The 12306-nt window shown below is 69.0% G+C and carries 11 protein-coding genes and 3 tRNA genes; 8 read left to right on the top strand and 6 right to left on the bottom strand.

Features of this window, described 5'->3' with window-relative positions:
- Window positions 1-13: 13 nt before the first annotated feature.
- Complete coding sequence (locus H7F30_RS05955; RefSeq protein WP_222617861.1) at window positions 14-1108, top strand: NADH:flavin oxidoreductase/NADH oxidase; 1095 nt, start codon at window positions 14-16, stop codon at window positions 1106-1108.
- A gap of 7 nt (window positions 1109-1115) precedes the next feature.
- On the opposite strand, the gene H7F30_RS05950 is transcribed toward H7F30_RS05955, so the two are convergent.
- On the bottom strand, window positions 1116-3074 hold the full coding sequence (locus tag H7F30_RS05950) for an ABC transporter ATP-binding protein (RefSeq protein WP_304511097.1): 1959 nt from the start codon (window positions 3072-3074) through the stop codon (window positions 1116-1118).
- Window positions 3071-4804, bottom strand: coding sequence for an ABC transporter ATP-binding protein (locus H7F30_RS05945; protein ID WP_187037363.1), 1734 nt, complete (start codon window positions 4802-4804; stop codon window positions 3071-3073). The genes H7F30_RS05950 and H7F30_RS05945 overlap by 4 nt, the downstream gene beginning before the upstream one ends.
- Window positions 4805-4989: 185 nt before the next feature.
- On the opposite strand from H7F30_RS05945, the gene H7F30_RS05940 reads away from it, so the two are divergent.
- Complete coding sequence (locus H7F30_RS05940; protein ID WP_187037361.1) at window positions 4990-5574, top strand: hypothetical protein; 585 nt, start codon at window positions 4990-4992, stop codon at window positions 5572-5574.
- A 147-nt stretch (window positions 5575-5721) separates the two neighbouring features.
- Here the strand turns inward: H7F30_RS05940 and H7F30_RS05935 are convergent, their stop codons facing one another.
- Window positions 5722-6102 carry an NUDIX hydrolase gene (locus H7F30_RS05935; RefSeq protein ID WP_165357923.1) on the bottom strand — a complete coding sequence of 127 codons (381 nt, stop codon included), beginning with the start codon at window positions 6100-6102 and terminating at the stop codon, window positions 5722-5724.
- A 172-nt stretch (window positions 6103-6274) separates the two neighbouring features.
- Here H7F30_RS05935 and H7F30_RS05930 point away from each other — a divergent pair, with 172 nt between their 5' ends.
- Both H7F30_RS05930 and H7F30_RS05925 read left to right on the top strand, forming a co-directional pair.
- Window positions 6275-7477, top strand: a complete 1203-nt coding sequence (locus tag H7F30_RS05930; RefSeq protein WP_255464973.1) for an MFS transporter — start codon at window positions 6275-6277, stop codon at window positions 7475-7477.
- A 37-nt stretch (window positions 7478-7514) separates the two neighbouring features.
- Window positions 7515-8147 (top strand): hypothetical protein, encoded by a 633-nt coding sequence (locus H7F30_RS05925; protein ID WP_187037359.1) that lies wholly within the window; start codon window positions 7515-7517, stop codon window positions 8145-8147.
- Here H7F30_RS05925 and H7F30_RS05920 read toward each other — a convergent pair.
- A complete protein-coding gene (locus tag H7F30_RS05920) occupies window positions 8085-8543 on the bottom strand; it encodes a hypothetical protein (RefSeq protein WP_187037357.1) in 459 nt (152 codons plus the stop codon). The genes H7F30_RS05925 and H7F30_RS05920 overlap by 63 nt on opposite strands.
- 90 nt (window positions 8544-8633) lie before the next feature.
- Here H7F30_RS05920 and H7F30_RS05915 point away from each other — a divergent pair, with 90 nt between their 5' ends.
- From H7F30_RS05915 to H7F30_RS05900, 4 genes are all read left to right on the top strand, one after another.
- Entirely contained in the window at window positions 8634-9680 is a 1047-nt protein-coding gene (locus tag H7F30_RS05915) for a PHP domain-containing protein (RefSeq protein ID WP_187037355.1), read from the top strand.
- Window positions 9681-9796: 116 nt separating this feature from the next.
- Window positions 9797-9872 (top strand) — tRNA-Glu (locus H7F30_RS05910).
- A 22-nt stretch (window positions 9873-9894) separates the two neighbouring features.
- Window positions 9895-9971 (top strand) — tRNA-Asp (locus H7F30_RS05905).
- Window positions 9972-9984: 13 nt separating this feature from the next.
- Window positions 9985-10057: transfer RNA gene (locus H7F30_RS05900), tRNA-Phe, on the top strand.
- A gap of 161 nt (window positions 10058-10218) precedes the next feature.
- On the opposite strand, the gene H7F30_RS05895 is transcribed toward H7F30_RS05900, so the two are convergent.
- Window positions 10219-11529 carry an aspartate aminotransferase family protein gene (locus tag H7F30_RS05895; RefSeq protein ID WP_187037353.1) on the bottom strand — a complete coding sequence of 437 codons (1311 nt, stop codon included), beginning with the start codon at window positions 11527-11529 and terminating at the stop codon, window positions 10219-10221.
- Window positions 11530-11619: 90 nt separating this feature from the next.
- Window positions 11620-12264, bottom strand: coding sequence for a YigZ family protein (locus H7F30_RS05890; RefSeq protein WP_187037351.1), 645 nt, complete (start codon window positions 12262-12264; stop codon window positions 11620-11622).
- Between the last annotated feature and the right edge of the window lie 42 nt (window positions 12265-12306).

Genomic DNA, 12306 nt, shown 5'->3' with positions numbered 1-12306 from the left:
GAAAGGCGAGACCTTGCCGCACATCTTCGAGCCCCTGACCCTGCGCGACGTCACCTTCCCCAACCGCATCTGGCTCGCACCCATGTGCCAGTACAGCTGCGACGCCGGCGACGGCATCCCCACCGCCTGGCATTTCGTCCACCACGCGACGCGCGCGGTCGGCGGGTTCGGACTGCTCATCGCGGAAGCGAGCGCTGTCGCGCCTGAAGGCCGCATCAGCCCCCGAGACGCGGGCATCTGGAACCACGATCAGGTCGCCGGCTGGCGACGCGTCGTCGACGTCGTCCACAGTCACGGCGCGAAGATGGGCATCCAACTCGCACACGCCGGACGCAAGGCCTCCACTTACCCCCCGTTCGCCGGGATGGCGAACGGAAGCGTTCCCGAATCGGACGCCGGCTGGCCGACGCTCGCTCCGTCGGCCATCGCCTTCGACACCCTTGCCGAACCGCGCGCCATGACACTCGAGGAGATCGACGATGTCGTCGATGCCTTCGTCGACGCTGCGGCGCGGGCGGACGAGGCGGGCTTCGACGTCGTCGAGATCCACGCGGCGCACGGGTACCTGCTGCACGAGTTCCTCTCCCCCGCGTCCAACCGCCGCGACGACGAGTACGGCGGGTCGTTCGAGAACCGCGCCCGGTTGCTGCTGCGCGTCACCCGTGAGGTGCGCGAGATCTGGCCGGCGAGCAAGCCGCTCTTCGTGCGCATCTCGGCCACGGACTGGGCCGACACGGGCTGGAACGTCGACGAATCCGTGCGGCTCGCAACGCTTCTCAAGGAGATCGGCGTCGACCTCGTCGACGTCAGCTCCGGTGGCAACGTCATCGCCGACATCCCGGCGGAGAAGAACTACCAGGTGCCTTTCGCGCAGGCCATCCGCGAACGCTCCGGGGTGGCGACGGGCGCAGTCGGCCTCATCACCGAGCCGGCGCAAGCTGAGGCAATTCTCACCGAGGGCCACGCCGACGCGGTCCTGCTCGGCCGCGCCGCCCTGCGCGAGCCGTACTGGCCGCTGCGCGCAGCGTCGGAGCTCGGCGTCACCTGGCGCGACGCGCCCTACCCCGAGCAGTACACGCGCGGGGCGTGGGATTTCGCGCCGAACTGACGAGAGCTCAAGCCTCCTCGATGGGCGCTGCGAACTGCGCCTCGTACAGGCGCCAGAAGGCACCTTTGGCCGCGATGAGCGCGTCGTGATCGCCCATCTCGACGATGTCGCCGTCCTCCATGACGAGGATGACGTCGGCGTCGCGGATCGTGGAGAGGCGGTGGGCGATGACGAAGCTCGTGCGGTCGCTGCGCAGCGCCGCCATGGCCTGCTGCAGCATCACCTCGGTGCGCGTGTCGACCGACGACGTGGCCTCGTCGAGGATGAGCACGTCCGGCTCGGCGAGGAACGCCCGCGCGATCGTGATGAGCTGACGCTCGCCGCTGGAGAGGCTGGCGCCGTCGTCGCTGATGATCGTGTCGTAGCCGTCGGGCAGCGACCGCACGAATCGGTCGACGAAGGTGCCCTCGGCCGCCGCCCGGAGCTGGTCGTCAGTGGCGTCGAGGTTGCCGTAGCGCAGGTTGTCGCGGATCGTGCCGTGGAAGACCCAGCTGTCCTGCAGCACCATGCCGAGGCGCTCACGCAGTTCGCGGCGCGGCACGTCGCGGATGTCGACGCCGTCGAGCGTGATGCGGCCGGCGTCGATCTCGTAGAAGCGCATGAGCAGGTTGACGAGCGTCGTCTTGCCCGCGCCGGTGGGACCGACGATCGCGACGGTCTGGCCCGGCTCCACGGTCAGGTCGAGACCGTCGATGAGGCGCCGCTCGGGCGTGTAGCCGAACGCGACGCCGTCGAAGGCGACGCGCCCCTGCGTCGGGCGCGACAGGTTGCCCGGCTCATCGCGTGATTCCTCGGGCGCGTCGAGCACCTCGAAGACACGCTCGGCGCTGGCCACGCCGGACTGCAGGAGGTTGACCATCGACGCGATCTGCGTCACCGGCTGCGTGAACTGGCGCGAGTACTGGACGAACGCGGTGACGTCACCGAGCGTCATCTGCCCCGACGCCACGCGCAGGCCACCGACGACACAGATGACGACGTACTGCAGGTTCCCGACGAACATCATGATCGGCATCATGAGACCGGAGAGGAACTGCGCCCGTCGGCTGACGTCGGTGAGCTTCTCGTTGCGATCGTCAAAGGCCGCCTCGACCTGCGGGCCGCGGCCGAACACCTTGACGAGGGCGTGCGCGCTGAAGGCCTCCTCGATCTGACCGTTGAGTTCACCCGTGTGCTGCCACTGCGCGATGAAGTGACCTTGCGACTTCTTCATGATGCGGCTCGCCACGAGCATGACGAGCGGGATGGTGAGCAGCGCGATGAGCGTCAGCATCCATGAGACGGTGAACATCATGACGACGACACCGAAGACGGTGCAGATCGAGACGAGCAGCTGGCTCATCGTCTGCTGCATCGACTGACCGACGTTGTCGATGTCGTTCGTCACGCGCGAGAGGAGTTCACCGCGCGGGCGGCCGTCGACGTAGGCGAGCGGTACGCGCGTCAGCTTGGCGTCGACGTCGGCGCGCAGCTTCTTCATCGTCTGCTGCACGAGCGAGTTGAGCAGCCGCGCCTGGACGACCTGGAACAGCGATGCCGCGATGTACAGGCCGAGGACGGCGAGCAGGATCCGACCCACGTGACCGAAGTCGATGCCCTGACCCGGCACGAGATCCATGGCGCTGACCATCTCGGCGAACTTCGTGTTGCCGGAGGCCCGCAGCCCGGCGACGACCTGTTCCTTGGTCTGCCCGGTGGGCAGGCGCATCGCAACCGAGCCGGAGAAGATCGCGTCGACGGCCTTGCCGAGGATGCGGGGGCCGAGCACATTCATCGCAACGGAGGCGACACTGAGCACGAGCACCGCGATCACCTTGAGGCGGTGCGGACGCAGCAAACCGAGCAGGCGCAGGGACGAGCCCTTGAAGTCCATCGTCTTGGCCGCGGGTGCCATTCCGGCGCCGGGGCCGTGGCCCGGGCCGCGCTGCGCGTTCGCGGGGGCGCCGCGTCCTGCCGGGGCGCTCATGCCGCGTCCCGCGAACCGAGCTGGGATTCGACGATCTCCCGGTACTCCGGGCAGCTCTCGAGCAACTCGTGATGAGTACCCAACCCGACGGCGGCGCCGTCCTCGAGGACGAGGATCTGGTCGGCGTCACGGATGCTCGAGATGCGCTGCGCGACGACGAAGACCGTCGCGTGCCGCACGTGGGGTGCGAGGGCCTCGCGCAGGCGCCGGTCCGTGGCGACGTCGAGTGCGGAGAAGGAGTCGTCGAAGAGGTAGATGTTCGCCGACGCGACGAGCGCGCGGGCGATGCACAGGCGCTGACGCTGGCCGCCCGAGACGTTCGTGCCGCCCTGGTCGATCGCGGCGTCGAGGCCGCCGTCCATGCGTTCGACGAAGTCACGCGCCTGGGCTATCTCGAGGGCCTGCCACAGCTCGTCGTCGGTCGCGTCCGGGTTGCCGTAGCGCAGGTTCGTCGCGACGGTGCCGCTGAAGAGGTAGGCCTGCTGCGGCACGATGCCGATGCGGCCCCACAGGGCCTGGGGGTCGAGGTCGCGCACGTCGACGCCGTCGATGCGCACCGCCCCGTCCGTCACGTCGATGAGGCGGGCCACGAGGGAGAGCAGGGTCGACTTGCCGGAACCGGTCGAGCCGACGATCGCGACCGTCGTTCCGGGCTCGGCGCGCAAGGTGATGCCGCGCAGCACCGGCGCGTCGGCGCCGGGGTAGCGCATCGTCGCGCCGTCGAGTTCGACAACGCCATGGCTCTCGGTCGGGCGCTGCGGGTCGGCGGGTGGCACCACCGACGGCGACGTCCCGAGCACCTCGCCGATGCGCTCCGCGGCCACGGAGGCGCGGGGGATCATGACGAACATGAACGTCGCCATCATGACGGCCATGAGGATCTGGATGAGATAGGTCATGTACGCGGTGAGCGCGCCGATCTGCATGTCGCCGGCGGCGACGCGGTGCCCGCCGAACCACCAGATGGCGACGGTCGAGACGTTCATGACGAGGAAGACCGACGGGAACATGAGCGCCATGAGGTTGCCGACGCGCAGGCTCGTGCGGGCCAGGTTGTCGTTCGCTTCCCCGAAGCGCTCGAGCTCGTGCGGCTCCCGCACGAAGGCACGGATGACCCGGATGCCCGAGAGGTGCTCTCGCATGACGCGGTTGACGACGTCGAGGCGCTCCTGCACGAGTCGGAAGCCCGGCACCATGCGCACGACGATGAGCCCGATGAGCACGGCGAGGGTGGGCACGGCCACGACGACGAGCCACGACAGCCCGACGTCCTGACGTAGCGCCATCGAGATGCCGCCGATCATCATGATCGGCGCCATGACCATGAGGTTGCAGGCCATGAGTACGAGCATCTGCACCTGCTGCACGTCGTTCGTCGAGCGCGTGATGAGCGACGGAGCGCCGAACTGGCCGACCTCGCGTGAGGAGAACCCGAGCACGGTGTGGAACACGCGGCTGCGCAGGTCGCGCCCGACGCTCATGGCCGTGCGCGAGGCGAACCAGGCCGCGCTGATCGAGGCGATGACGGAGACGAAGCTGACGAGCAGCATCCATCCGCCGGTGCGCCAGATGTAGTCGGTGTCGCCGGTGACGACGCCGCGGTCGATGATGTCGGCGTTGAGGTTCGGCAGGTACAGCGACGTCAGGACGCTGACGAGCTGAACGACGACGATGCCCGCGAGCAGGCCACGGTAGGGCGCGAGGCGCTCGCGCAGAAGGCGAAGAAGCACGGCCTCGAGCGTAGCCCCGCCACCGCGCACGCCGCGCGAGCATTTCAGCCGGCCCGGGGCCGACGCGGTCGGGGACGCCCACCACATCGTGGAGCCGACGAGCGTTCGGCTGCGTCGGACCTAGGCTGAACCAGATCGCGAGGGCCACACCAGGTTGCTCGTGCTCGATGACAGGGAGGGACGACGTGGCTCAGAGGCACAAGGCACGCCGGCTGTGGCTGCCGTGGCGCAGCCGAACGCGCGCTGTCAACGCGAGGCTGTGGGACCGTGTGCCGACGGACAATCACGGTGGCGGCGACGACCCGATCTCGGCCGCCATTGGCTGCTTCATGTTCATACTCGTGCTGCCCTGGCTCGTGCCAGCGCTGCTCATCCTGCCGTTCTTCCTCGCGGAGTGCCTGCTGCAGTGGATCTTCGCGCTGCCGGTATTGCTCGTGCGCAGCCTCGGCGGAGCGCGCGTGCCGGTCCGGGTGACGGTGGACGACCGTCGTCACGACGAGTCCATCGCCGGATGGGGCGCGGCGAAGCGCTACGTCGAGCAGATCAACGCGAGCCCCGTGCCGCCGAACATCGGTCACCTCCGGATGTCGCAGGGCACGCCGGAGGAGCGCGGGTGGGAAACACCCGAGCAGCGTCAGGCCTGGGACGGCGCGCAGGGCGGGCCAAACTACCCACCCCAGCGAAACGACGTTCCGCCGCACCAGGGTGCCTACGCCCCGCCTCCGAACGAGCAGCGCGGCCTCGGCGATCAGTGGGGTTCGCCGCGCTGAGCGAGAACGTCCGCACGCGAAGGGACGATTTCTTCCCTTCCTGTGCCCAAGGCCGCCGTTTCGACGCAAGAAGGGAAGAAACCACCCCTCCTGGCGCGACGTAACGGGGAGCGCGGTTCGGATTCGCCATCGTGCGAGTTGCGAAGCTCAGCAGCTAATCCCCAACTCGAGCGCTCCTTCGACGGCGGCACGCGTCGAGGGGTGGACCATCGTCAGCCCGACGAGTTCCTCCGCGGTGAACCACCCCAGGTCAGCGTGCTCGTCAGGCTCGAGATTCGCGGGAGAACCCGACCAACAGCTGGTGACGAATGCCCGTGCGTCCACCCCAGGAATGGCGAGTCCGACAGGAACCTGCAGCAGGTTCTTCACCCCTACCCCGAGTTCTTCGAGGCACTCGCGCGCAGCAGCGTCCGACCAGTCCTCGCCGTCCTCGACGTGACCACCCGGCAGATCCCAAAGGTCGGGGAAGTTTTGACGACTCGGATGGCGATGCACAAGAAGCACGCGGTCGTGGGCTACCAGCGCCACGACAGCGATTCTCACTCCGGCACTCACCCTGCGACCGTATCTCGCACCCCGGCCCACCCTGTGAGCGTTGGCCCACTACGTGAGCTGCGCCGGTCACAGAACGGGCCGACGCTCACACGTCACGCAACCCGACGGTGACGGCCCCCGTCGTCCGCGCCCGTACACTTGCGCGGTGAGTACGGCAGTGGGTTATTCAGGGCTATTCGGGCTGACCGGGTACCGCTACATCGTCGTCGCCTTCATCGCACGCCTGCCCCTGGCCATGTCCCAGCTCGGCACGCTGCTGCTCGTCGCGACGACGACGAAGTCCTACACCCAGGCCGGAATCTGCGCGGGCGCGCTCGCCGTCTGCAACGCGGTCGGCGCCCCTTGGTTCGGGTCGCTCACCGACCGTCACGGCCAGTCGCGCGTCCTCATGTTCCAGTGCGTGGCGGGCACGATCGGCCTGTTCGCCACCGTGGCCACGCGCTACTTCGACCTTCACTGGGTCGCCACTGCCGTCGTCGCTGCCCTCACCGGGTTCGTCCTGCCGCAGGTCGGCCAGTTGGCCCGTGTGCGGTGGCGCCCCATCATCGTCGGTCGCAAGGCCGACGACCGGCTCGTCGGCACCGCCTTCTCCTACGAGGGTGCAGCCGACGAGGCGTCCTTCGTCGTCGGACCGGTGCTCGTCGGCGCCGCCGCGGCAGCTCTCGGCACGTGGGCGCCGCTCCTCGCAGCCGCCGTGCTGCTCGGCCTCTTCGGCATCCAGTTCGCCCGCCACCCGAGCAGCCGCTTCGCGCCGACGCCCGTCGGCACGTCGAAGGCACCGCTGTGGACCGCGGCGTTCACCGTCCTCGTCGCCGCGCAGTTCTTCATCGGCAACCTGTTCGGCTCGATCCAGACGGGCACGACGCTGCTCACGCAACTCGCCGGGCACCCCGAGAGCTCGGGTCTGTTCCACGCGCTGCTCGGCATCGGTTCGGTGAGCGCCGGAATCGCCCTCGGCCGCCTGACGAAGGCGCCGAACCACCCCAAGCGTCTGCTCCTGTTCGCCACGGCGATGTGGATTCTTTCCCTGCCGCTGCTCGCCGTCGACAACCTCACGCTGCTCGCCGCAGAGCTCGTCATCCTCGGTTTCGCCATCGCGCCGTACATGATCACGACCTTCACGCTCGGCGAACTCATCACGCACCGTTCGCGCACAGCTACGGCGATGACGCTGCTCGCCGGCGCCACCGGTCTCGGTTACGCGACAGGCGCCGCCCTCGCCGGTCGCCTCGTCGACGAAGGCGGCGTCGCCCCCGCGTTCAAGGTGACGCTCGCCGCCACCACGCTCGCGTTCGTCCTCGCCGTCGGGGCGAAGCGCCTCCTCTCACGCACCACGCACGCCAACTGACGCTTGCGCGGGCACTCGCGCGAACTAGGCTGACACCATGCCTCGATTCTCCGTGCCCGCACTCGAATCCCAGTTCGGCCAAGCCGCCGTCACGGCTCTCACTGCTGCGGCGACGACCTACATCCGGCCCGCCCGCTTCCCCCGCTGGGTGCGTCGCGGCCTCGCGATGTCGAACACCCTGACGGCCGTAGGTGCCGCCGTCGCGGGTGACCGTCGCCCGGCGCGATCCCAGATCGCCGGCAAGACCGACGACACGATCAACCTCGTCGACGGCCGCCCCGCCTCGCGCGCAGGCGCCAACCTCGTCTCGGCCTCGTCGGCCGGCATGGCGCTCGTGACGTCCGGCCTCGCGCTGCGCGTCGACAAGACCGTCGAGAAGATGCTCGTCAAGCGCGGCGTGCGTAACCCGCGCCTGTGGATGGCGGCCGGCGCGGCCGTCGTCAGCCTCGCCGGGCCGTGGGTGACGAAGGCGATCCAGAACTCGACGGCGAAGCTTCAGGACAAGGCCATGCCGAAGCCCGCCCTCGAGTCGACGCTCGCGAACCCGCTCGGCTCGAACGAGCAGCGCTCCACGTCGCAGTCCACCCAGATCGAGGCGGGCGACCCGTCACGGCGTGTGGTGAGCGACCAGGAGAACGGCGCCGACGCCGCACAGAACACCGACCACTGAGAAGACTCGCGCCACGCGCGCGAACGCCTCTGCGGCATCTCGGGCGGCGCCTGCCTCGTGCAGGCGTCGCCCGAAGTTCTTCTGCCACTTGGTGAGCTTCGGCGCGCCGAGCGTCGCCACCGGAACGAAGAGCACGAAGACGAGGAACGCGGCGACGAACCGCAGGTACGCCACGGAGCCTCCGGCGCGCGCCGCCAGGTATCCGCCGACGAGGAGAGCGAGCGCGGCCGCGGTGGCCGATCCGTACCACAGCAGTGCCTTCGCGCGAGCGCGTGCTGCTCCCCCGCCGAGGCGCTCGGCAGCCCAGCGGGTCACGCCCTCGCGCATCTTGCTGCGCAGGTACACGACGAGCGCGCAGAGCACGACGATGACGATGACGAGCGACCACGATCTCACGCACCCATTGTGCCTGCCCGAGCGTGAGTGGCCCGCCACGCCGAGGCAGACGACCCGGCGGGGGCTTGCACCCCACGTAGGCTCACTCGCATGGACACCGTGCCCACCCCCCGTGAGGCGCTCGATCGCATCGCCTTCCTCCTCGAGCGCCGACGCGCCGGAACGTACCGCGTCAAGGCCTTCCGAGGGGCTTCACGCGCCCTCGCGAAGCTGTCGGACGACGAGGTGCGCGCCCGACACGCAGGGGGCACGCTCGGCGACGTTTCCGGTATCGGCAAGACGACGCTCGCCGTCATCACGCAGGCACTCGACGGCGAGACGCCCGAGTACCTCGCCACCTTGGAGGAGTCGAGCCCGGAGTTCCTCGTCGAGGGCGGGCAGGACGTCATGAAGGCCGTGCGGGGCGATTGCCACAGCCACTCCGACTGGAGTGACGGTGGCTCCCCCATCGACGAGATGGTCATGGCCGCCATCGGCCTCGGACGCGAGTACCTCGTGCTCACCGACCACTCGCCCTCGCTGCGCGTCGCGAACGGCCTGTCGGCCGAACGCCTCACGAAGCAGCTCGGCGTCATCGAAGCCCTCAACGACGCTGTGGCCTCCACCGGAACCGACTTCGAACTGCTCAAGGGCATCGAGGTGGACATCAAGGACGACGGCAGCCTCGACCAGAGCGACGAGATGCTCGCCAAGCTCGACGTTCGTGTCGCGTCCGTGCACTCCAAGCTGCGCTCCGGCCCGGCAGCCATGACGAAGCGGATGCTCGGGGCGATCGAGAACCCCGCGACGACGATCCTCGGGCACTGCACGGGCCGCCTCGTGGAGGGCGAGCGCGGCACGAGGCCGCCGTCGACGTTCGATTCGAAGGCGGTCTTTGCGGCGTGCGCCGAGCACCGTGTCGCCGTCGAGATCAACGCGCGCCCCGAACGCTGCGACCCGCCGGACGACCTCATCCGTGAGGCTCTCGACGCCGGGTGCTACTTCTCGCTCGACTCCGACGCCCACGCCCCCGGCCAGCTCGACTTCCTCGCCTATGGCGCCGAACGCATCGAGCGGCTCGACGTGCCCCTGGAACGGGTCATCACGACGTGGCCGGCCGACCGCGTCCGGGCGTTCGCTCGCAAGGAGATTCCCTGAGATTCCGGGCAGATCGGGCCGTTTTGCAATGCCCCCGAGACGTGTACTAGAGTTACGCAAGTTCGAGCGGCGCCGAGAGGTGAAGATCGCAAAGCAAAGCTCGATGATTTGCGCATGTCCCCATCGTCTAGCGGCCTAGGACACTGCCCTTTCACGGCAGCGGCACGGGTTCGAATCCCGTTGGGGATACCAGCACAAATCGGCCTTATTTCAAGGCCCCGTAGCGCAGTTGGTTAGCGCGCCGCCCTGTCACGGCGGAGGTCGCGGGTTCGAGTCCCGTCGGGGTCGCCATCCCTTTCCCAAGGGCCAGATAGCTCAGTTGGTAGAGCGAGCGACTGAAAATCGCTAGGTCGGCGGTTCGACCCCGTCTCTGGCCACGCTCCACCGAGGAAGCCCCCGAGTTCACACTCGGGGGCTTCTCCGTGTCTCCAAGGTCTTGCCCGACGGCCTCTCCACGCTCGACGCTCCCCCGGGACGACGAACTGCGCCGCCCCGCACCCCGAAGGGCACGAGACGGCGCAGAACCATCGAGCGAGCGTCAGCTCAGCGAGCCGAGCGCCTCGTCGAGAATCGAAAGCGCCGTCGAGATCTCCTCGTCGCTCACGGTGCACGGCGGCACGATGTGCAGGCGGTTGCCCGCAGCGATCACGAGCAGGCCGTTCTTCTTCGCGGCGGCAGCCACCGTGGCCGCAGCCTCCGTGGCGGGTTTCTTCGTCTCGGCGTCCTCGACGAGCTCCAGGGCCCAGAAGACCCCCACGCCACGAGCGTCACCCACGATGTCGTGAGTCTCGGCGAGCTTCGCAAGCCCCGGGCCGAGCACGTCCTCGCCGATGCGGCGGGCGCTGTCGACGATGCCCTCGTCCTTCATCGTGGTGATCGTCTCGACGCCGGCAGCGCAGGCGAGCGGGTGACCGGAGTACGTCAGGCCGCCCGGGTAGGCGCGCTCGTCGAAGTGCCCGGCAATGGCGTCGCTGATGACGACGCCGCCGAGCGGCACGTAACCGGAGTTGACGCCCTTGGCGAACGTGATGAGGTCGGGCACGACGTCGGCGTGCTGGTGGCCGAACCACTTTCCGGTACGACCGAAGCCGGCCATGACCTCGTCGGCGATGAAGACGATGCCGTAGCGATCACAGATCTCGCGCACGCCCTCGAGGTAGCCGGCGGGCGGCGGAATGATACCCGCCGAACCGATGACGGGCTCGAGCACGAGGGCCGCGAACGCGTCGGGCGATTCCATCTGGATGGTGCGCTCGAGGTGGGCGAGGGCACGCTCGCACTCCTGCTCGGGGCTCTCGGCGAAGAACTCGCTGCGGTAGAGGAACGGCCCGAAGAAGTGCACCACCTCGCTCGCGCCCTTGTCGTTGGCGAAGCGGCGCTGCTCACCGGTGAGGTGGATCGACTGCGCCGTCGCCCCGTGGTAGCTGCGGTAGGCCGAAAGCAGCTTGCGCCGACCGGTGAACTCGCGGGCCATGCGCACGGCGTGCTCGTTGGCCTCGGTGCCACCGTTGGTGAAGAAGACCTTGTTGAGGTTGTCGGGCAGCAGGTCGGAGATCATCGACGCGAGCTGCGAACGACGGTCGTTGGCGTTGCTCGGGCCAATGGTGCACAGCGTGGCCGCCTGCTCCTGGATCGCCTCGACCACGCGCGGATGCTGGTGGCCGATGTTCGTGAAGACGAGTTGGCCGGTGAAGTCGAGGTACTCGTTGTCGTCGCCGTCCCACAGACGCGTCCCCTGCGCGCGCGTGACGACCATCGGGTCGAGGGATCCCTGCGCGGACCACGAGTGGAACACGTGCGCGCGGTCGAGATCGTACGTTTCTTGGGTGCTCAGCTTGGGCGTGCTCATGCCTTCACCTTCTCCCACGCCGACGCCAGGCGCCACCCTCGTCTCACCTGCACTTCCCTCGGGTGTCCGCGCGGGCGGGCGGACCGCTGGTCAGCCCTTCGCCGCCCAGGTCTGCCCGACCCGCTCGAACGCCGCCTCGCCGGACGTGAGTTCCGCCAAAGCCGCGTCGGCGCGCCCCAGCGCATCCGACGGTGCAGCGACCTCCAGGCCGGCGCACCCGGCCGCCGCGTGCGTGGCGTAGTCGACGTCGGCGACGACGAAACCCGCCGCGCGCAGCGCGTTCTCCACGCGCCCGACGTCCGCGAGAGTCACCTGGCAGGTCAGTCGCACCTGCCGCTCGTAGTGGACGAGATGCGCCTCGTCGAGCGCCGCCCGCACGGCGTCGGAGTAGGCCTTGACGAGGCCGCCCGTGCCGAGCAACGTGCCGCCGAACCACCGGGTGACGACGGCGACGACGTCCGTCAGGTCGGCGCCGGTGAGCACGTCGAGCATCGGGGTACCTGCCGTGCCGGAGGGCTCACCGTCGTCGTTGGAGCGCCGAATGTCGGCGGCCGGCCCGAGCACGAACGCGCTGCAGTGGTGGCGGGCGTCCCAGTGCTCCTTGCGAGCCCTCTCGACGACGGCACGAGCCTCGTCCTCGCTCGCCACCGGCACGAGGTCGCACAGGAAACGTGACCTCTTGGCCTCGATCTCGGCCTGCACGGCGCGGGCGATCGTCGTGTAGCGCTCCACCATGACACGCAACACTAGGCCCGGAAGCCCACACTCTGCGCCGCC

The sequence above is a fragment of the Dermacoccus sp. PAMC28757 genome (assembly GCF_014302635.1).
Lineage (GTDB): Bacteria > Actinomycetota > Actinomycetes > Actinomycetales > Dermatophilaceae > Dermacoccus > Dermacoccus abyssi.
The sequence above is the reverse complement of the archived record's forward strand: the minus strand, read 5'-3'. Positions and strand labels throughout refer to the sequence as shown.

Bases quoted from the DNA above. Each gene is read 5' to 3' on its own strand.
- H7F30_RS05950 (WP_304511097.1), bottom strand. From the start codon at position 3,074: ATGAGCGCCCCGGCAGGACGCGGCGCCCCCGCGAACGCGCAGCGCGGC.
- H7F30_RS05925 (WP_187037359.1), top strand. From the start codon at position 7,515: ATGCCTCGATTCTCCGTGCCCGCACTCGAATCCCAGTTCGGCCAAGCC.
- H7F30_RS05915 (WP_187037355.1), top strand. From the start codon at position 8,634: ATGGACACCGTGCCCACCCCCCGTGAGGCGCTCGATCGCATCGCCTTC.
- H7F30_RS05895 (WP_187037353.1), bottom strand. From the start codon at position 11,529: ATGAGCACGCCCAAGCTGAGCACCCAAGAAACGTACGATCTCGACCGC.
- H7F30_RS05890 (WP_187037351.1), bottom strand. From the start codon at position 12,264: ATGGTGGAGCGCTACACGACGATCGCCCGCGCCGTGCAGGCCGAGATC.